This window comes from Ezakiella sp. (assembly GCF_034180565.1).
Lineage (GTDB): Bacteria > Bacillota > Clostridia > Tissierellales > Peptoniphilaceae > Ezakiella.
Window position 1 is genome coordinate 98,186 of sequence record NZ_JAXFOB010000010.1, and the last position, 19,046, is coordinate 117,231.

General features: G+C 36.4%; 20 protein-coding genes, 4 tRNA genes, 1 pseudogene and 1 riboswitch. Of the genes and pseudogenes, 2 read left to right on the forward strand and 23 right to left on the reverse strand.

The genetic code is table 11. From position 1 onward, the window contains the following. Positions 1–16 precede the first annotated feature (16 nt). The 3 genes from SPI61_RS02315 to mscL are packed head-to-tail and all read right to left on the reverse strand — an operon-like array spanning position 17 to position 2,710. Positions 17–895, reverse strand: a complete 879-nt coding sequence (locus SPI61_RS02315) for a DegV family protein (RefSeq protein ID WP_321136529.1) — start codon at positions 893–895, stop codon at positions 17–19. Between the two features lie 14 nt (positions 896–909). Next, complete coding sequence (locus SPI61_RS02320) at positions 910–2,283, reverse strand: MATE family efflux transporter (protein WP_321136530.1); 1,374 nt, start codon at positions 2,281–2,283, stop codon at positions 910–912. Beyond that, positions 2,273–2,710, reverse strand: coding sequence for a large conductance mechanosensitive channel protein MscL (mscL, locus tag SPI61_RS02325; RefSeq protein ID WP_321136531.1), 438 nt, complete (start codon positions 2,708–2,710; stop codon positions 2,273–2,275). The genes SPI61_RS02320 and mscL overlap by 11 nt, the downstream gene beginning before the upstream one ends. A gap of 126 nt (positions 2,711–2,836) precedes the next feature. On the opposite strand from mscL, the gene SPI61_RS02330 reads away from it, so the two are divergent. Then, positions 2,837–3,439 carry a ribonuclease H family protein gene (locus SPI61_RS02330; RefSeq protein ID WP_321136532.1) on the forward strand — a complete coding sequence of 201 codons (603 nt, stop codon included), beginning with the start codon at positions 2,837–2,839 and terminating at the stop codon, positions 3,437–3,439. Between the two features lie 39 nt (positions 3,440–3,478). Here the strand turns inward: SPI61_RS02330 and SPI61_RS02335 are convergent, their stop codons facing one another. From SPI61_RS02335 to SPI61_RS02360, 6 genes are all read right to left on the reverse strand, one after another. Then, positions 3,479–4,132: an ECF transporter S component gene (locus SPI61_RS02335; protein ID WP_321136533.1), complete on the reverse strand. Its 654-nt coding sequence runs from the start codon at positions 4,130–4,132 to the stop codon at positions 3,479–3,481. A gap of 42 nt (positions 4,133–4,174) precedes the next feature. Beyond that, a riboswitch (FMN riboswitch) is annotated at positions 4,175–4,293 on the reverse strand. A 46-nt stretch (positions 4,294–4,339) separates the two neighbouring features. Further along, positions 4,340–5,644: a YbbR-like domain-containing protein gene (locus SPI61_RS02340; RefSeq protein ID WP_321136534.1), complete on the reverse strand. Its 1,305-nt coding sequence runs from the start codon at positions 5,642–5,644 to the stop codon at positions 4,340–4,342. Next, a complete protein-coding gene (gene cdaA / locus SPI61_RS02345) occupies positions 5,622–6,533 on the reverse strand; it encodes a diadenylate cyclase CdaA (protein ID WP_321136535.1) in 912 nt (303 codons plus the stop codon). The genes SPI61_RS02340 and cdaA overlap by 23 nt, the downstream gene beginning before the upstream one ends. A gap of 15 nt (positions 6,534–6,548) precedes the next feature. Beyond that, entirely contained in the window at positions 6,549–8,342 is a 1,794-nt protein-coding gene (gene pepF / locus SPI61_RS02350) for an oligoendopeptidase F (protein WP_321136536.1), read from the reverse strand. Continuing rightward, positions 8,339–8,992 carry an endonuclease III gene (nth, locus tag SPI61_RS02355; protein ID WP_321136537.1) on the reverse strand — a complete coding sequence of 218 codons (654 nt, stop codon included), beginning with the start codon at positions 8,990–8,992 and terminating at the stop codon, positions 8,339–8,341. The genes pepF and nth overlap by 4 nt, the downstream gene beginning before the upstream one ends. Next, positions 8,989–9,270 carry a DUF503 domain-containing protein gene (locus SPI61_RS02360; RefSeq protein WP_321136538.1) on the reverse strand — a complete coding sequence of 94 codons (282 nt, stop codon included), beginning with the start codon at positions 9,268–9,270 and terminating at the stop codon, positions 8,989–8,991. Before SPI61_RS02360 ends, nth begins: the two co-directional genes overlap by 4 nt. A 102-nt stretch (positions 9,271–9,372) precedes the next feature. Here SPI61_RS02360 and thyX point away from each other — a divergent pair, with 102 nt between their 5' ends. After that, the gene (gene thyX / locus SPI61_RS02365) at positions 9,373–10,104 is read left to right on the forward strand and encodes an FAD-dependent thymidylate synthase (protein WP_321136539.1); all 732 of its coding nucleotides are present in this window, start codon (positions 9,373–9,375) and stop codon (positions 10,102–10,104) included. A gap of 41 nt (positions 10,105–10,145) precedes the next feature. On the opposite strand, the gene SPI61_RS02370 is transcribed toward thyX, so the two are convergent. The 14 genes and pseudogenes from SPI61_RS02370 to SPI61_RS02435 form a co-directional block, all read right to left on the reverse strand. Beyond that, positions 10,146–11,258, reverse strand: coding sequence for a beta-aspartyl-peptidase (locus tag SPI61_RS02370; protein WP_321136540.1), 1,113 nt, complete (start codon positions 11,256–11,258; stop codon positions 10,146–10,148). Positions 11,259–11,260: 2 nt separating this feature from the next. Beyond that, positions 11,261–11,821, reverse strand: coding sequence for a histidine phosphatase family protein (locus SPI61_RS02375; RefSeq protein WP_321136541.1), 561 nt, complete (start codon positions 11,819–11,821; stop codon positions 11,261–11,263). Positions 11,822–11,944: 123 nt separating this feature from the next. Continuing rightward, positions 11,945–12,029 (reverse strand) — tRNA-Leu (locus SPI61_RS02380). A gap of 5 nt (positions 12,030–12,034) precedes the next feature. Next, positions 12,035–12,110 (reverse strand) — tRNA-Lys (locus tag SPI61_RS02385). 2 nt (positions 12,111–12,112) lie between these two features. Then, positions 12,113–12,189 (reverse strand) — tRNA-His (locus tag SPI61_RS02390). An 11-nt stretch (positions 12,190–12,200) separates the two neighbouring features. Beyond that, positions 12,201–12,274: transfer RNA gene (locus SPI61_RS02395), tRNA-Gly, on the reverse strand. Positions 12,275–12,367: 93 nt separating this feature from the next. After that, positions 12,368–13,228 carry a DMT family transporter gene (locus SPI61_RS02400; RefSeq protein ID WP_321136542.1) on the reverse strand — a complete coding sequence of 287 codons (861 nt, stop codon included), beginning with the start codon at positions 13,226–13,228 and terminating at the stop codon, positions 12,368–12,370. Beyond that, a complete protein-coding gene (locus SPI61_RS02405; protein WP_321136543.1) occupies positions 13,228–13,728 on the reverse strand; it encodes a cob(I)yrinic acid a,c-diamide adenosyltransferase in 501 nt (166 codons plus the stop codon). Before SPI61_RS02405 ends, SPI61_RS02400 begins: the two co-directional genes overlap by 1 nt. Positions 13,729–13,742: 14 nt before the next feature. Beyond that, a complete protein-coding gene (locus tag SPI61_RS02410) occupies positions 13,743–14,423 on the reverse strand; it encodes a 2,3-diphosphoglycerate-dependent phosphoglycerate mutase (protein ID WP_321136544.1) in 681 nt (226 codons plus the stop codon). Between the two features lie 121 nt (positions 14,424–14,544). Next, positions 14,545–14,886 (reverse strand): annotated as a pseudogene (locus SPI61_RS02415) (HU family DNA-binding protein); the annotation flags it as partial. 97 nt (positions 14,887–14,983) lie between these two features. After that, positions 14,984–15,847: an SAM-dependent methyltransferase gene (locus SPI61_RS02420; RefSeq protein WP_321136545.1), complete on the reverse strand. Its 864-nt coding sequence runs from the start codon at positions 15,845–15,847 to the stop codon at positions 14,984–14,986. Next, positions 15,844–17,406: a polysaccharide biosynthesis protein gene (locus SPI61_RS02425; RefSeq protein WP_321136546.1), complete on the reverse strand. Its 1,563-nt coding sequence runs from the start codon at positions 17,404–17,406 to the stop codon at positions 15,844–15,846. Before SPI61_RS02425 ends, SPI61_RS02420 begins: the two co-directional genes overlap by 4 nt. A gap of 57 nt (positions 17,407–17,463) precedes the next feature. Further along, positions 17,464–18,105 (reverse strand): 50S ribosomal protein L25, encoded by a 642-nt coding sequence (locus SPI61_RS02430; protein ID WP_321136547.1) that lies wholly within the window; start codon positions 18,103–18,105, stop codon positions 17,464–17,466. A 61-nt stretch (positions 18,106–18,166) separates the two neighbouring features. Next, entirely contained in the window at positions 18,167–19,039 is an 873-nt protein-coding gene (locus SPI61_RS02435; protein ID WP_321136548.1) for a peptidylprolyl isomerase, read from the reverse strand. Positions 19,040–19,046 lie beyond the last annotated feature (7 nt).

The window sequence follows — 19,046 nt, forward strand, 5'->3', positions numbered from 1 at the left end:
ATGGAGAGATTTTTTATTAGTCAATTCTTTCTTCGCCCCAGAAAAATATCGAAACGGTTCCGGGTCCCGTATGAACTCCAATTTGATGAAGATCATGTATTTCAATCGACTCTGCGTTTTTAAATTTCTTTTGAATTAATTTCTCCACTTCTTCGGCGCCTTCCAAATAATCTGAATGTGTAATGAAAACTTTTTTATTGTAATCTTTACCGTCGTCGGCTCTTTGTTCCATAATGTCTACAAGTGTTTTAAACGCCTTTTTGGAACCGCGCGTGTTTTTCTTTTGCACGAGTTTACCTTCAACATCCATTCGCATTATCGGGTAAATATTTAGGGCTGAGCCCAAAATCATCTTGGTTCTGCTGACTCTTCCGCCCCTAAAGAGATGAAAAAAATCACTCAAAGTAAACCAGTGGTTCGCCCTCAATCTGTTTTCCACAATCCAATCATGTATCTCGCTTGCGCTCTTGCCTTCGTTTTTCAAATCATTTGCTGCATCAAGAATAAGCGCTTCTCCGCAAGACGCGGCAAGTGTGTCGGGAACATATACTCTCTTCTCACCTACTTCGTCTTCAATAAGTTTCGCAGCCATAACGGCGTTGTTATATGTTCCTGAAAGTCCGCTCGAAAGATCCATATGGACTATATCGTATCCTTCGTCAACATATTTCTTCCAATATTCATAATAACTCATTATAGGATTGCTGGATGTTGTCGGAAGTTTTCCCTCTTTCATAGTGTCGTATAAAAATCTCGGAGTTATGGTTTCATAATCGTCCCAATACTCTTTATCATCTATAACCACAATGGTCGGAATAAAAAGTATATCATTCTTTTCGAAATATTCTTTTGTCAAATCGACAGTCGCAGCTGCCGAAAGTTTTACCGGTCTCATATATCCTCCAAAAATTAAATTATATCTCCCTCTTGTTCACATTCAATTTTAACAAGTTTAAATATCTTAAACAGGAAATAGAATACAATTATTGAACTTATAAAGTCACTCACGGAATATGCGTACCAAATGCCGTCTATTCCCATGTACATCGGCATTATATATATAAGTGGTACCAATATTAAGAGTTGTCTCAATAATGACGTTGAAGACGCGATTCTCGGCCTTTTAACAGCTTGGAAAAACGAGGTCCCTGTAATTGAAACTCCAAGAAGAATTGAAGCATACATAGTTTTTCTTAGAGCAGGCGCAACCATTTCTAAAAGTTTCGGATCTGCATTTTCGTTTAAAAATATGCTTGAAATTTGATATGGGAATATCATAATAATTAAAAACACTACCACGCATATATATGTGGCATAAAGAGCGCCGATTTTATATGCTTTTGAAAGTCTTTCGTACTTCTTTGCGCCGTAGTTGTATGCAATTATAGGTTGAATTCCTTGATTTATACCGAATAGCGGCATAAAGAATATATTCGTCACTGAGCCGACTATTGAAAGTGCAGAAATTCCAAGAGTTCCACCATACTTTCTTACATTTATCGTTATTATACTTGTAACCATAGCATTTGCTATATTCATAAGAAAAAGCGGCATCCCGTTTTCAAGTATAAGAGATAAAATTTTTCGGTCAAATCTCATGTATTTCGTGTCAAGCCTCAATGTATGTTTTCCCTTTATAAAGTGCATTAAAACCCATACCATACTGACATATTGTGAAATAACGGTTGCCAATGCGGCACCTTTAACTCCCATTTTTAAACCGAAAATGAAAATAGGGTCTAAAATCGTATTTAAAATAACTCCGATAAGTATTGTGTTCATCGCCGCTTTAGAGTCTCCTGAAGCTCTTATAAAGTTGTTTAAACCGAATCCGACGATTACAGCGGGAGCTCCGAATAAAACAATATCGAAGTATTCTTTTGCATATTGGTGGTTTTCCGGAGTACTTCCGACTAAATTTAAGAGATTGTCCGCAAAAATGTAAAAAAGTGTCGGCATTAAAATTGATAAAATAAGACAGAGTAAAAATGATGTATTTAAAAATTGCTCTGCTCTTTTACGATTGCCCTCACCGAGACTTATACTCATGAGCGTGCTGCCGCCTACCGATGCAAGCATTTGAAAACTCATGATTATAAACATTAAAGGAAGTGTAACATACACTCCCCCTATTGCAATCTCATTTACGCCCTGTCCTATAAAAACTCTGTCTATAATATTGTATAATGCATTTGCAAGCATTCCTATGATGCTTGGAATCGAGAGTTTCAGAACAAGACTTTTAATCTCTTCAGTTCCCAGACCGTAGTCTTTATTTTCCACTAATGTCTCCTGTGCAGTGAGGACATTTTACAGCCCCGATTGGAATTTCTGTTTTACATAGAGGGCATGTTTTTGTGGTAGGGTCTGCCGGTGCAGGTTGTTTCTTTGCTTTCATCATTGCTTTTACCATCATGAATATACAGAATGAAATAATCAAGAAATCCAAAACAGATTGAATGAATGCTCCATACTTGAGTACTGCTGCCCCTGCTTCTTCAGCAGCTTGAAGAGTGTTATAACTTGTTCCGTCAAGCGAAACAAATAAGTTTGAAAAGTCCACTCCGCCGGTCAATTTTCCGATAAGAGGCATAAGAATGTCATTTACAAAAGAAGTGACAATTTTGCCGAAAGCACCGCCGATTATAACACCGACTGCCATATCGATGACGTTTCCTCGGTTAATAAATTCTTTAAAATCTTTTAACATAATTTTTCCTTTCTTAAATTATATTTTCACAAGTTTATTATACACCATTGGGATATTTTTTTCAATTGCTTTTAAATTTTATATATTGTATAATTGAATAATCGATAATAAAGAAAGGCTGATATTATGAAATACTATGCTGTAAAAAACGGAAAAGTTCCGGGAATTTATAACAATTGGGATGATTGTAAAGAAAATATTCACGGCTTTAAAGGTGCCATTTATAAAAAATTTAACAACGAAGAAGACGCGATAAATTTTATGGAAGGCTCTGATTTAAACGAAAAATATATGAATAATTCTACAGAAATTGGCGAAGATGAAGCTATTTTATATGTAGATGGAAGTTTTAGACAAGCTGACAATACCTTCTCTTATGGATATGTACTAATTACAAAAGACAGTGAATTTGAAGGCTCAAAAAGATATAACATTCCCTCTTTGGTCTCGTTTCGAAATGTCGCCGGTGAAATTTTCGGCGCAGTCTACGGTATAAAAAAAGCGATGGAGCTAAACTTAAAAACCGTTTATCTTCATCACGACTACAGCGGTATAAGACATTGGGCTCTCAAAGAATGGAAAGCAAAAAATGAACTCACACAAAAATATCAGGCATTTTTCGATACTATAAAAAATGATATCAATGTAGAATTTATAAAAGTTAAAGCGCATAGCAATATTGAAATGAACGAAAAAGTTGATCAACTCGCAAAAGATGCGAAAATATAAAAGTGGTAACTGTATAAAACAATTACCACTTTTTTATAATTATATTATTACATATAGAATAAGTGCGAGCACGATGAGTCCTGCTGCAGCAATCAGAGAATTTCTCAGAGCGTGTTCTTGCGGCTCAACATGTTGCTCCAACACATTTGATTTTATTTTTAGTATTCTGCTGTAAAAAATTGCAACGAGTGCGGAATTAAGGAACCCTTTAATCAAGTTAAAAGGTAGAATTGCCGGAACTAAAAGCTTAACAATTTCAGAGCGAGGTTTATCCAAAAAGAATGGAGTAACAACCCAATTCCATAGTAACATCACAACTGTCATAAGAAATGTACTTACAATCAATCCGATAACTACATTTTTTACGTTCTTTGATTTATGGAAGAAATAACTTGCCGGAATCAAAAATGCAAGTGTCGCAACAACATTCATCAATAGTCCTATGAAGCCTGTGTCCGATACAGTAACCATTTCAATAATACTTACAATAACCGTAACAATTGTCGCAGGAATAATGCCGAACATAAATGAGCAAATGACCAAAACAAAATCCTTAGGGTCATACTTCAAAAATAGTACAATCGGAAATCTCCCTACAACCATTAGTGCATAGGCAAGTGCGGCAAACATCGCCAAACTTGTCATAGTCTTTACGTTGGATATACCAACTCTTCTTTCTGTCTTACTGTTCATAAAAATAACCTCCTTTTGGGCAATAAAAAAACCCTATAAAAAGGGGATCTTCCTTTTCATCCGGACTATACCGTCGGCTCAGGAATCTAACCTGATCTGCCATATTTGGCTCGTGGGCTTTACCACCGGTGAGGAATCTAACCTACCCCTTGAAGACAAATACATTATACACCATTTTTACAATAAATGCAATAAAAAAGAGAGATTTTACTCTCTCTTTTCATCATTTTTGTCATTTTCTTTCTCATCCGTGTTTTCATTGTTATCATTTTGCTCATTTTCTTTTTCTACAACTTTTAAATCAATTGTCACGGGACTGTTTAAAACTATATTATCAGGATTTTTCTCCACTTGCAGTTCATATTTTTGAACGCCCGGTAGAGCGTTTCCCATATCGCAGAAAAGCTTCAATTTCTTTTCGTCGAAATTCGTAACCTTGCTTTCTTCCCCGCTTATATCAACCGTATACACATCATCGACACTTGCATCATCAAGCTCCAATCCTTCAGGAAGATTTGTGAAGTGAATTTGTGATCTATCGATTTCAACACGTCTTATTGCAAAATTGTCAAGCAAAATATTTAAATTGTATTTTACATTTTCATCAACCGGCATAACTCCCTCAGGAATATTAAGTTTTACTTCCTGACTGGTATTACCTTTAAGAGTTGAAAGGTCTATTGGCTCCGTCTCAATTGATTTCGGAATCTTTGTATCATTTAGCACCTTAAGTGTAATTGTCTTCGGCGTTATATCATAAGACCTCATGTTTACAAGTGTTGGAAGTGTTCCGGTTGTCTTAAGCTCAATCGGCATAATTACTGTTTTAAAAATCGGAACTGAGATATCTATAACATTCGGAGTTGTTTCAATTGAAACCAATTCTTCCCCGTTTTCATCAACCGCTTTCACCGGATTCGAAACTGTAAAAGGCTCAGTTTTGTCTGTTATATCAACGCTTGCAACGAGACTTCTCACCTTGTCCAAAACATGTTGCGGTCCCTTTATTTTTACATGCGGAGACGAAGTTGTTATGTCTCCTATGATATAATTTTCAAGCGGACTTCCGTTTGTGTCGATTTTTACAGCCATTTCACGCGTAATAACCCTGTCAATTGAAACGAGCACATCGCGTGGAGAAACGCTTTCAACCTGTACCGTTCCCGGGTTTGATTCAAACCTCGTGTCGACTCTAACTCTCGAGTCACCGACTCCATATCCCTCAAGATCAGCTGTAGCATAAATGCTGCCTTGTCTTATTTTATCGAGATCGTTTTTCTTTCCGGATATTTTTATATTTACGAATTGCTCGCTTGGGCTTAGTAAAATCAAACCCTTTTGCTCAAGGCTGTCCATATTTTGAAAATTCACACGAACATTTCTTATCGTGATTGACTCGTTCGGATTTTCAACCCCCATTACATAGCTCCACAAAAGGATTGCAATAACAAGCGACAAAATTTTGGCAAGCATATTGTTGTCTTTAAATTTATTTAGATTTGTCTTCTTCACCCTTGTCCGCCTCCTCTTCAGTTGTAATGTTTTCATCCTCCGGTTCCTGTGATTTGAATTCATTGATAAATTTGTTTAAAATTCCGCCTTCTTCAGGTTTCGGATTATAAATATCAATCAATTTCTTTCTCAATGTATCTTCGTCCAAATATCTCGAGATTTCGCCGGATTCGCATGTTGAAATTGCTCCCGTTTCTTCGGAAACAACCACAACAAATGCGTCACTCTTTTCACTTATACCAAGAGCCGCTCTATGCCTTGTTCCCAAGTCTTTCGAAAGCCTGTTGTTGTCGGTGATTGGAAGAAAACATGCCGCCGCTTTTATAATTTCCTTGTCAATAATTACGGCGCCGTCATGCAAAGGAGTGTTCGGAATAAAAATATTTATAAGAAGTCCCATAGAAACATAGCCTTCGATTTCGGTTCCTGTTTCAATAACTTCCCCAAGCCCGGTTTTTCTTTGGATGACGATAAGTGCCCCGATTTTTTGTCTTGAAAGCGATGCACACGCCTGTACAATTTCTTCAACGACAGGGTTCACCTGTCCTGCCTCCAAATTTTTAAATCTCGAGCCTATCAATTGTGACCTTCCTATAAATTCGAAAGCTCTTCTTATTTCCGGTTGGAAAATAACAACAAGAGCAATAAGCCCTGCTCCCAAAACCCAATCTAGGAGCCATCTTAGAGTGTAAAGTTTAAACCAGCCGGAAAGCTTTGTGACAATGAGAAGAACAACAAGCCCTTTTGCAAGTTGTTCCGCTCTTGTTTGCTTCACCAATTTATAGGTATTATAAACAATAACCGCAATTATAAGGATGTCGATAACATTATTAAATTTAAAATTTAAAATTGTGTCCTTAATGGAACTCAAAAATCTAGCTCCGTCCATTTTTTCTCCTTAAAATTAGATAAGTGTTTTAAATTCTTCCAAAAATTCCTTAAACATTTGAATTGCATCTTCAATCGGTTGCGGACTGTTCATATCGACCCCCGCTCTTTTTAGAACGTCTATAGGATCCATTGACGAACCGGATTTTAAGAATTCAAGATATAAATCTCTTTCCTTTTCTCCGCCTTCCATAATTCTCTTTGCAAAGCTTAATGCAGCAGAGATGCCCGTAGCGTATTGATATACATAGAAATTATAATAGAAATGCGGAATTCTTGACCATTCATATTTTATAATTTCATCCTTTTCCATATGCGGTCCGTAGAACTTTTCATTCAATTTGCCGTATTCTTCACTCAAGAAATCAGCCGTGAGCGAGCCGTTCTTTTCAAATTCTTTGTAAATCAAATCTTCGAAAATTGCAAATTGTGTTTGTCTGAAAAGTGTTCCCTTGATTGTATCCAAGAAGTGGTTAATTACATACTTTCTTAGGTTTTTATCGGTCCACTTGTTTAGAAGATAATATGTGAGCATGCTTTCGTTCATTGTCGAAGCAACTTCGGCAACGAAAATCGAGTAGCCGCTGTAAACATACGGTTGATTCTTGCATGAGTTGAACGTGTGCATAGAGTGGCCCATTTCATGCGCAACTGTAAATACATTGTCGAGTGTTCCATGGAAGTTTAAAAGTACGAACGGCATTGTTCCGTATCCACCGCTTGAATAAGCTCCTCCACGTTTGCCCGGAGTTTCGTATACGTCGCACCATCTGTCTTCAAATCCCTTCTTAAGATTTTCGATATATTCATCACCAAGCGGCTTCAAAGCATCCAAAACCATATCTCTGCTTTCTTCGAATGTGAATGACAAATCGACATCGTTAACGAGATTTGAATAGACGTCGTACATATACATCTTATCAAGTCCAAGCACTTTCTTTCTTACAGCCATATATTCATGAAGCGCCGGCAAATTATTTATTACAGTTTCTGTGAGCTTGTCATAAACACTTATTGGAATTGCGTTATTGAAAAGGGCTGCTTCTCTAGCCGTATCAAAATTTCTCATTCTTGCAACTGTAACATTTGACTTGACCGTTCCTTCAAGTGTAGATGCGAGCGTATTAATATGCTTTTCAAATTCACCGTAATATTTCTTGTAAACTTCTTCTTTTATATCTCTCGGTTCTTTTTCGAGAAGCGGTACAAAGTTACCTTGTGTAATTTCAACATCTTTTCCATTTATATTAACACTTGGAAAACTCATATCCGCAACGGTGAGCATGCTGTAAGATTTTTCAGAAGAATTGAATACAGGGCTTAGTGCTGACATCATATTTTCTTCTCTTTCACTCAAAGTATGCGGTTTGAATTTTAAAATATCATTAAAATATTTTTCATATGTTTTTAAGCCTTTTTCTTCTTCAAAATACTTTTCAAAATCTGCCTTTGTATATTTTAAAAGTTCAGGATTTTCAAAGCTTACAGCTTGGCTGTATTTTGAATAGAGTCCTTCAAGTCTTCCGTCAAGAGCTTGATATTTTGAATCCCTGTTGTTTTCGTTGAAACGATTTGAAATATATGTGCCGATTTTTGTAAGTAAAATTTCAAGTTCATCTTTTCTTGTCAAATATGAATAAAGAGTTTCGGCACTTTCCATGAGTTTTCCATTGAACTCTCTTAGCTCTGAAAGACCTGATTCAAACTCTTTCATGTCCTTTTCCAAAAGCTCTTCGTTTTCATAGAGACTCTCTAAATTCCATTTGTAATCTTTTTCGATTTCTTTTCTGTCATTAAATGTAAAATTCATAATTCCTCCCTTTTTTTGTACAAACAATATTCATTTACCGGACATTCATTGCAGTTTGGATTTCTTGAATAACAAATCCGTCTGCCATGAAAAATAAGTACATGGTGCATCTGAGTCCAAATTTCTTCCGGCAATTTCTTCCTTAAAGCCATTTCTGTCTTTTCAACCGTCTTTTCGTTTGAAAATCCAATTCTGTTCGAAACTCTAAACACATGAGTGTCGACCGCAATACCCGGCACTCCGAAACAATTTGATAAAACAACATTCGCAGTCTTTCTCCCGACTCCCGGAAGAGAGACCAAATCATTCATATTGTCCGGAACCTCGCCGTCAAACTTATCCAAAATAATTCTCGACGCCTCAATAATATTTTTGCCTTTCATATTAAAAAATCCCGCACTCTTTATATACTTCTTCAAATCAGAAAGTCCGAGTTCCAGCATTTTTTCCGGCGTATCCGCAACTTTGAAAAGTTCTTCCGTGATTAAATTTACCCGAACGTCTGTGCACTGTGCCGAAAGAATTGTTGCAATCAAAAGCTCATATGGCGATTCATGCACAAGTTCGCAATGCGCATCGTGATGATAAGCCATAAGTATTTTAGAAACTTCTTCAATTTCCTTTTTATTTAAAATATATCTTTTTCTCACAAAAACTCCTTCTCAACATCCACAATTTCAAGCATAAAATTTGATTCTATAAAATTAATCACATTTTGATAAATTTCGTCGAGATGTTTATAGTCATTTGAAACTGCCGAAAATCCGATTTCAAGTGTTGTAAGAGAATCCATGCTGCCTGTTTCGGCAATCGAAATATTAAATTTATTTTTAAGTCTTTCGATTACTTTCCTTCTTATGCTTCTTTTTTCTTTCAAACTGAAAACTTCATACAGTCTAAACACAATATTAACCGCAATAACTCTCATAAAACACCTCAACCTATAATTTAATTATACCCCATTTTAAGAACAAATTAAAGCAAAAAACATATTTAAATAAATATCGTTATATGATATAATTAAATATAAATGAAAGGGGGAACAAAATTGAAAAAGATACTTGATAAAGGTTATGTCCGACTTGTTGACAAAATGGGCTCAGACCTTACAATTGTCAATGCTGCAAGGGCAAGTTATGCCAAAGAAAGCATTGAAATGACCGAAAAAGACGAAAAATTAATTGCTTATCTTGCAAAAAATGATCACACTTCTCCGTTTAGACATGCAATGCTTCAATTTGAAATTTTTGCACCTCTAATGGTTGCAAGACAATGGTGGAAATATATTATCGGCTCTTCGCATCTCGAAGGATGTCAAGATACAATGAATGCATGGAATGAAAGTTCAAGAAGATATATTACTCAAGAACCGACTTTCTACATTCCAAATGAAAACGAATGGCGAGGAAAGCCTGATAACAACAAGCAAGGTTCTAAAGAACCTGTTTCAGCGGAACTCGGCAAAGAATATACTGAAAAACTAAAAAAATATGTAAACGAAGGCGTCGATCTCTATGAAAAAGCAATGGAAGACGGAATTTGCGCTGAAGAAGCAAGACTCTTTCTTCCGGCATACGGAATGTATGTCGGTTGGTATTGGACCGCTTCCCTTCAATCCGTTGCGCACTTTATAAAACAAAGAATGGACTCGCACAGCCAATTTGAAATAAGACAATATGCAAAAGCAGTGAAAGATCTTGCACTTGAAGAATTTCCGCTCGGCATAAAAGCATTTTTGACTGAAGACGAAATGAACGCATAATAAAAATCCTTAATCCATCAAACCGGATTAAGGATTTTTTGTTAGAAATTTTGAAAATTCACCTTTCTAGTAATCTCATTCTGTTTTAATTCTATAATCCCCTTGCTCACAACGTCAACGATGTTTAAGTCATCATCAATCGAAATAAAATCGCAAGAAAGGCCTTCTCTAATCTCGCCCGTTATATTTGAAATCTGTAGTGCTTCGGAAACATTTTTTGATACAAGTCTTTGAGCCGTATCAATGTCAACATTAAAATCCTTAACAAGAGTCTTTATATTTTCATAAAGCCCTGAAATCTCCGCAGCTTCAACTCGAATAACTTCTTTTTTATCATTCCAAACAGGAATGCTTCCGTTTGAATCACTTGAAAGTGTAATTCTATCTAGCGGTGCTTTTTTCATTACATAATCCAAAATCTCAGGAGTTTCTTCCCCTGCGGTAAAGTCAGCATATCCGCCCATATTCATAAATTTTATCGCATCGTCTACCAGATTGCCGCAGTGCGTAGGTCTAAAAACTTTTATAGGAATTTCCGATTCTTCAAGAATCTCAAACACATCCTTAAGCTGCCTTTTTCCAAGCCTGCCCGTGTGCATGTGTAGTTCTCCCACTTTTCCGGAAATTAATCCGCCCAAAAAACATTCACTCGCAAGTCTTAAAAGCTCGTGCTTGTCAAGATAGCTCGACCTGTGATCTGAAATTGCAATCTTCGAGCCGATAATTTCATTTATAAAAACTATGTCTCCTTTAACTGTCCCCGTTATTGTCGGCGATGGATAGTCGTAAGCTCCTGTCAAAGCATAAGTTCTAATATTATATTCCGATAATTCCCTCACCTTTTGAATGAGATTTTGAACGGAGCGTGTCGTGCTGTCTGTGCCGAGAAGTCCCACCAAAGTTGTGACTCCAGCTCTTATAATCTTTTCAAATTTTATAGGCGGAACCATGGTTGTAAAACCGCCCTCTCCGCCTCCTCCGGTCACATGGACGTGTCCGTCAATCAAACCCGGGAGCACCACTCTTTTTTCGAGGTCATACTCCGAAACATTATAAAAATTTTCTATATTTTCTTCAATCTTAAAAATCTTTCCGCCTTCACATAAAATGTCAACTATAAATCCTTTTAAATTTGCATTTCTAAATAAAATCATATCTACCTCATAAAATTTCTTTCAAATCTATTATTTTTAAAATCATATTTTATAACTTCACAATTATCAATCGGAACAATCGGCTCATAGTTGTGAATATCTTTAAGCAAATGGTAAATCACAAAACCGTGGCTAACAACCAAAATGTCCTTATCGTGGTCAAGTTCATTAAAAAATTCATTTAATCTTTTGAGGACTTCCGAATATTTTTCAGGAACATCGCCATCGTATAGTTGCGGCGAATTGTAAAAAAGCTCATAGTCCGGCTCATTTTTTCTAAGATAATCATAAGTCTTTCCTTCCCAAGTACCGAGACCGATTTCACGAAGTCTCCTGTCGTTTATAACGCCGCCCGTATCGTGAAAACGTGCTACGATTTCCGCCGTCTTGTGTGCTCGCATCAAGTCAGACGAATATATCTCATCAAAATGTACACTTTTAAGTCTCACAGCCGCTTCTTCCGCCTGCTTTATTCCCTCTTCGCTGAGCGGAATATCCCTTTGACCCTGAAGCCTTCCCTCTTTATTGTAGGACGTGGTTCCGTGTCGCATAATATAAATCATAGCACACCTCCAAATATAAATACTCTTATCTTATTATATTAAGTAAACGCCTAAAAATCAAATTGTATATTTGTTGTATTTTAGCAAATAAAAAAATCACCGTTTAAAACGATGATTTTACTATGGTGCGGGAAAGAGGACTTGAACCCCCACGCCTCGCGGCACTGGAACCTAAATCCAGCGCGTCTGCCAATTTCGCCATTCCCGCATATATGGTGACCCATCCGAGATTCGAACTCGGGACACCTTGATTAAAAGTCAAGTGCTCTGCCGACTGAGCTAATGGATCAATGGGGTGGAAGATGGGATTCGAACCCACGGTCTCCAGAACCACAATCTGGCGCCTTAACCAGCTCGGCTACATCCACCATACAAATACTGGAGCGGGTGAAGGGAATCGAACCCTCGTAACCGGCTTGGGAAGCCGAAGCTCTGCCATTGAGCTACACCCGCGATTGATTTATTGTCAACATTTAATATTATATAATACTAATTTTTGTTTGTCAAGTGTTTTTTTAATAATTTTTACAATTTATAAAAATATTTTTATCGAACTTCAACTTTGTTTTTTCCGACATATGCAACATATGCGCCGATAAATATTAAGAGAATTCCAATGCCGCTAAATAAATCTATTTTATCTCCGAATATAAAATAACCCAATATACTTGTAAAAATAACTGTCGTATAATTGAATATACTTACCTTGCCCGCAGGTGCCATCATATATGCAAAGGTCAAAAACCATTGTCCAAGCATTCCGCAGATTCCTACTATGGCAAGACCTATAATCTCCTTTAAATTCGGAACTTTAAAGTCTCCAATCATAAGTGGAATCATACAAATACATGTTACAATTGCGAATGAAAGCATGATTGTATGGCTTTCTTCTTTCCCTTTGAGCATTCCTATACATGTATATGCCATCGCGGCGAATACGCCGGATAAAAGTGCAATTATAGCATAATTATTAAATCCGCTTGCACTCGGTTTTGTTACAAACAGTACTCCTGTAAACGCAACTATCATTGATATGATGTCCGCTTTACTCATAGGTTCTTTCATAGTAATATATGCAAATATCGCTACGAAGAACGGACTTGATTTTTGAAGGACGGAAGCCTCCGCACTCGGAAGATATTTAGTTGCTTGGAAGTATAAAAATACTCCAAGCATACCAAATATTCCTCTTCCCAATATGAGCGGGAGATTTTTCTTGTCCTTATAAAGTGGCTTTTTGTTTTTTATAGTTATTGCTCCTGCAACCAGTAGCATCACAAAATTTCTCATGAATACAAGTTCTGCGACAGGTATTGTTTGAGCTGTATATTTAACTGCAATCTGCATTATTGAAAAGCTGAATGCCGAAAGCAGCATAAATATAGACGCCTTATGGACTTTATCCATTAAAATTCAATACCTTTCTTTGCAGGAATTCCTTCTTGATAATGGTGTTTCACTTCAACAATTTCTGAAACCATCTTTGCGAGATCTTGGATTTCCTGCGGAGCATATCTGCCCGTAACTACTATTTCATGGTCTTCTGCTGCAGTTTTAAGCGTTTCAATAACTTCATCCATAGGTAGAAGTTCATAGAACATTGCAACATTGAGTTCATCAAGTACATAAAGACCGAAGTCTTCGTTTAATTTTTCCTTAAATAAATCCCATGCGGCTCTTGCTGCCTTCTTGTCCTCTTCTTCAGCATTCCTCTTTATGAATCCCGGTCTTCCCATAGTGTGAACTTCCGCTTCCGGAAATCTCTTTAGAGCTTTTATTTCGGAATATTCAGTGCCTTTCATAAATTGAATGAAAAGTACTTTTTTACCGGTTCCGATCATTCTTACCGACATCCCTATTGAAGAGGTTGTCTTACCTTTTCCATTTCCTGTAATACAAAATAACATATTTCCTCCATTAATTATTTAAAAATCTTCTTGTCGACAATTTCAAGTTTTTTATCCAGTTCGTAAATTATTGGACTTCCTGTTGGAATTTCAAGTCCCATAATGTCTTCATCGGAAATATTTTCAAGATGCTTTGTGAGCGCTCTTAAACTATTTCCGTGTGCGGCGACAATGACGTTTTTCCCGTCAAGCAAATCCGGTGCAATCTTGTCCGTCCAAAAAGGCATTACTCTTTCAAGTGTGACTTTTAGATTTTCCGTGTGCGGCACAGCATCTTTGTAGATATAGCGTCTGTCGCCGTCTTGACTGAGCGGATTGTCATTTTTTATTTCCGGTGGAAGCGTGTCATAGCTTCTTCTCCAAATATGAACTTGTTCATCGCCATATTTTTCAGCAGTTTCCGACTTGTTTAATCCTTGGAGCGCACCATAGTGTCTTTCGTTAAGTCTCCATGACTTTTCTTCAGGAATCCAAAGCTCATCGCATTCTTCCAAAATAAAATGAAGTGTTTTTATTGCCCTTTTAAGCACACTTGTGTATGCCTTGTCGAATTGAATTCCTTCATCTTTTAAAATTTTACCGGCGTGTTTAGCTTCTTCAACACCCTTCTCTGACAAATCAACATCGACCCAGCCTGTAAATTTATTTTCAAGATTCCATAGGCTTTGTCCATGTCTTACTAATACTAATTTCATTCTTGCCTCCAAAATTCTTTTATATTCATATAATACCACATTTTTATGAGTATTAAAACTCTATTTTATTACAATAATGAAAAAGAGCAACCATAAGTTGCTCTTTAACACATAACATAAGTTATTTTTTCTTTGCTTTTTTCTTTGAAGCTTTCTTTGAGTTAACAGCTTCTTTAAGTGCTTTTCCTGCTTTGAATACAGGTGCAAGTGATGCAGGGATCTTAATAACTTCTTCAGGATTTCTAGGATTTCTGCCTTCTCTTGCTTTTCTTTCTCTAACTTCGAAAGTACCAAAGCCAACCAACTGAACTTTGTCGCCTTCTGTCAATGTTTCAGTGACTGTTTCGAGAAATGCGTTTAAAGCTCTTTCTGAATCTTTTTTTGTCAATTCTGATTTTTCAGCGATTGCTGAAATTAATTCGGATTTATTCATAATCTTCCTCCTTATGATTGCCGCTACGAAAGAATATTTCTTCCGCTTACATCCATTTTAACCGATATAACAAATATTTTCAAGTCTTTTTACTATATTTTACCGTATTTTTTGTATTTTTTTACGGTTATATGCCATTATTGAGCGATTTTAGTGCAAAAATAACCTCATTCATTTCAAAATAGCCTTCGTCAACAAGATTCTTTAAATTTTTATAGCTTTGGGAAAGATTCATTATCGCCGTTTTTAATTCCGGATCTATATCAACTTTATCAATATTTTTTTCATTATCCGCTGTGCTCAACTCACTCAAAAGTTCGAGAAAATTATTGCCTTTAAAAGTTGGAACTACCAAAGAAAGTCTTATGTCCGGTTTTAAAACTCTGTCCATCTCATAAACCTTAAGCTTCTTAATCTCTTCTTCTCCTTTGATTCCGGCGCTATAAATCGCCTCGATTTCATATTCATCGCCGTAAATTTCCATAAGAGCGAGTTTAACGTCAGAAATAATAAACTCATTCCAAAGCTGTGTTATCATAATATTAAAATTCGGATTTAAATTATAAAAATTCACATCGACCGCATCTATCAAAACTAAACCTTCACCTATGTCTATTTTTGACGCAGTCACACATGGCTCGATAAAACTTACTGCCTCTACTATTTCAACGTCGGGCTCATCCTTTATAATATGAAAAGCTGTACTTTCAAGGATCGACGGTGCCCCCGGAACAACATAAACAGTGTCTTTTTCTTTACTTTCTTCCAAAACTTTTTTTGCGATACTTTTATACAATTCCTCGAAATTATCCGCCTTTTCATAAAATTCATCGCAAGTTTTGTATTCAATCCCCATCTCATCGATGAGCTCGACAGTCGGGTGATGCTTGGTCCTTAAAATTACATTTGAAGAATTTTTAATAGTGTCAAGCGCCTCAAGCGTTATTCCCTTTTTTTCTCCAAATCCCAATCCAACTATTGTTAACTTCACTCTCTAATTTCCTCCAAATCTTTTTTCGTGACAGTCTTCGTTCCAAACAGTATGGCGGCATAAACTACAGCACCTACCATTACCGCAATTAATGTGGCAATGTTCGGCGATATTCTAGTGTTTAAAACCTTCCAAGTGCCATATGCAATGCCTCCCATCAAAACGGATGCAATTGCGCTCACAAGCGTTTTAACGTTCAGTTTTAAGCCTATTTCCTTTTTGACAAAATATAAATCCAATAGACCTGTAATCGTGAACGAAACCACCGTTCCTATTGCTGCACCGTATACATTTATCTCCGGTCTTTGTGTCAAAACATAGGTTAGAAATATTTTAAAAATTCCACCGACAACAAGATTTATTACAGGGATTCTTTCTTTTCCCACAGCTTGAAGAACCGAAGTATTTACATTTATAAGCATGAGTGCCGGAACTGAAATTGAAAGAATTCTGAGAATTCTTGCAGTGCCCTCGATTGCTTCCGTACCGGTTGAACCATATAGAAGTCGGATTATCGGTTCGCTTAAAGAAAAAAGCCCGAGCATTGCCGGAAATGCAATAAAAAGTGTTATTCTATTTATGCTGGAAACTTTCTTTTCCAGTTTTTCCCCATCTCCGAGCGTAAAAAGTTTTGATACAACCGGAATCATCGAAACTCCGAGAGCAATACCTATTACTTGTGGAAGACTTATAAGAGTTTGTGCCATACCCTTTAGCCATCCGAATCTCAAGTTTGCCTCTTCAACAGAAAATCCCGCTTTTAGTAACCCTTTCATGACAAGTCTGATATCGATTGTGTCCATAATCGGCATTATTGCGGCCCCGATTGAAATTGGGATTGCGATTTTTATAAGCTCGTTTAATATTCCCTTGGAATCCATGAGTTTATCTTTATTTGTATTAAACAAATCGCCTATTTCTCTGTTGTGTTTTCTATGCACGAGAAGCATATACATAACTCCAAGAAATGCTCCGATTCCGGCTCCGGCGGATGCGCCGCCGGCTGATGCTTCGAGTCCATAAGGTATCAAAAGATAACAAAGATATAATCCCGTTGCAACCCTTGTCCCTTGTACAATTATTTGGCTTATTGCGGTCGACGTCATCAGTTCAAGCCCTTGATAATACCCACGCATAGCAGCAAGCGGCGGACTGAATAGCATAGCCGGAATCAGGGCGAGCATCGAATAATAGCTTCCCGGATTTCCCAAGAAATTTACAAGCGGCTCTGCAAAAATCCAAAGAAGTAGTGCTAAAAGCGCGCCCAAAAATGCCATAAACCAAAATGCGACTTTAAAAGTCTTCTTTGAATTTAAATAATTTTCTTTTGCATTTTCCCTTGAAACTATTGTTGAAACCGCAACCGGAAGCCCCGCTGTAGATATCGCAAGCATTATTTCATAGATTGGATATGCGGACTGAAAATATCCGATACCCACATCTTTAATAAGTGCGGTCATCGGTATTCTATAAATCGCTCCGAAAATTTTTACAATTATGCCTGCCAAGCCAAGTATCGCAGCATTTTTTCCAATTGATGATTTTTTATTTTGATTCATAAAAACCTCTTTTAATAAAAAAACCGTGAAAAGTCACGGTTCCTTAAATTCAGTGAATTATTCTTCTTCCTCTTTGTTTTCTTCACCAACAACAGGTACATCACCGGCAGCTGTTTCAGTGGATTCTTCCTCTTCTTCAACTTCTTGTTGTGGTAACAATGAACAAACAGGTTCATCTTGGTCTACCAAGATTGTAATTTTGTCATTCTTAGCAATTTCTAAGTCTTTAACATAAATTACATCATCAATTTGCATTCCTTCAACAGGAATTTCAATTGTATCAGGTAAATCTCCAGGCAAACATTCGATGTGAAGTTCGTTTAATGATGCATTGAATACAGAAGGTTGTGCTTTAATGCTGTCACGACCGATAAATTCAATAGGAACTTCAACTTTGATTACTTCGTTCATGTTTACGCCTTGGAAATTAACGTGTAGAATTTGGTTCTTGAACGGATGTCTATCGATTTCTTTAATAATTGTAGGATGTGCTTGACCTTCAACATTAACGTCAACGATTGATGTTCCGCCTGCTTCTCTATATACAATTTCAAAATCTCTTGCTGATATCGTAATAGGCAACGTTTCTTTGCCTTTTTCAAAAATAGCTGCCGGGATAAGATTGTCGCGTCTTAATTTGTTTACACGGTTCTTACCAAATTCGGCTCTATTCTTAGCTTCTAATTTAATATTAGCCATTTTTTCCTCCTTTAAAATATCCTGACTACAATTATACCATAAAAAAATAATCAATGCAATACTATTTAGTCGTCAAATCTCGATAAATTTTAACTTTTGCATTACTTCTTATGTTATTCATATAGCGCTTAAAATTTACATCTATCAAATTATTTTTCACGGCTTCTTTATGGTTTTCATAGCCGCTGTTTATGTCAATTAGTTTTATAATATAGTAACCGTTTTTTGTTTCAACTATATCGCTGGTCTCGCCTTTTTCCAAAGATTGAATTGTAAGATCGAACTTCGGCTCCTTGTCCCCTATGTGATAAGCATCGACAATTCCGCCATTTGACGCCGAAATCGGCTCCTCACTGTAAAGAGTTGCCAAAACATCCATCCCAAAACTCATAGGCAAAACATTTTCTTTCATCTTTTCCAAATCCTTCATAAATATGAATTGTACTCTATATGAATCATATTTTGCGGACTTATTTTGGTATTCATTTCTCAAATTTTCATCAGTAAGCTCAAAATCTTCAGCAAATTTTTCCTTCAGCTTTTGAGTTTTATATTTATTTAATAAATATTCATTTAAAACATCCTCATTTAAACTCTTGTATTCAGAAAATTCCTTAAAAGCATTTTCATCTATTAGTTCTTCAAGATAAGCTTTCCTGAACGTTTTAAATTCCGATTCATCAACATATAGATTTGCATTTTTAAATTCAATGTCCACAATTTTTCTGTCAACAAGTCCTTCAATTGCACTTTTTTCAGAAGATGAAAATTTACTGTCCCCAAGAGATAGTTTTTCAAGTTCTTGTTTGTAAGGCTCATACTCCTCGTCCGTTATATACTCGCCGTTCACTGATGCTACCACATCTTTCGGAGGTTTTGAGCATCCAAACATAAAAAACAGAACACATAATATTAAAAGATTATATTTTTTCATTCTCCCC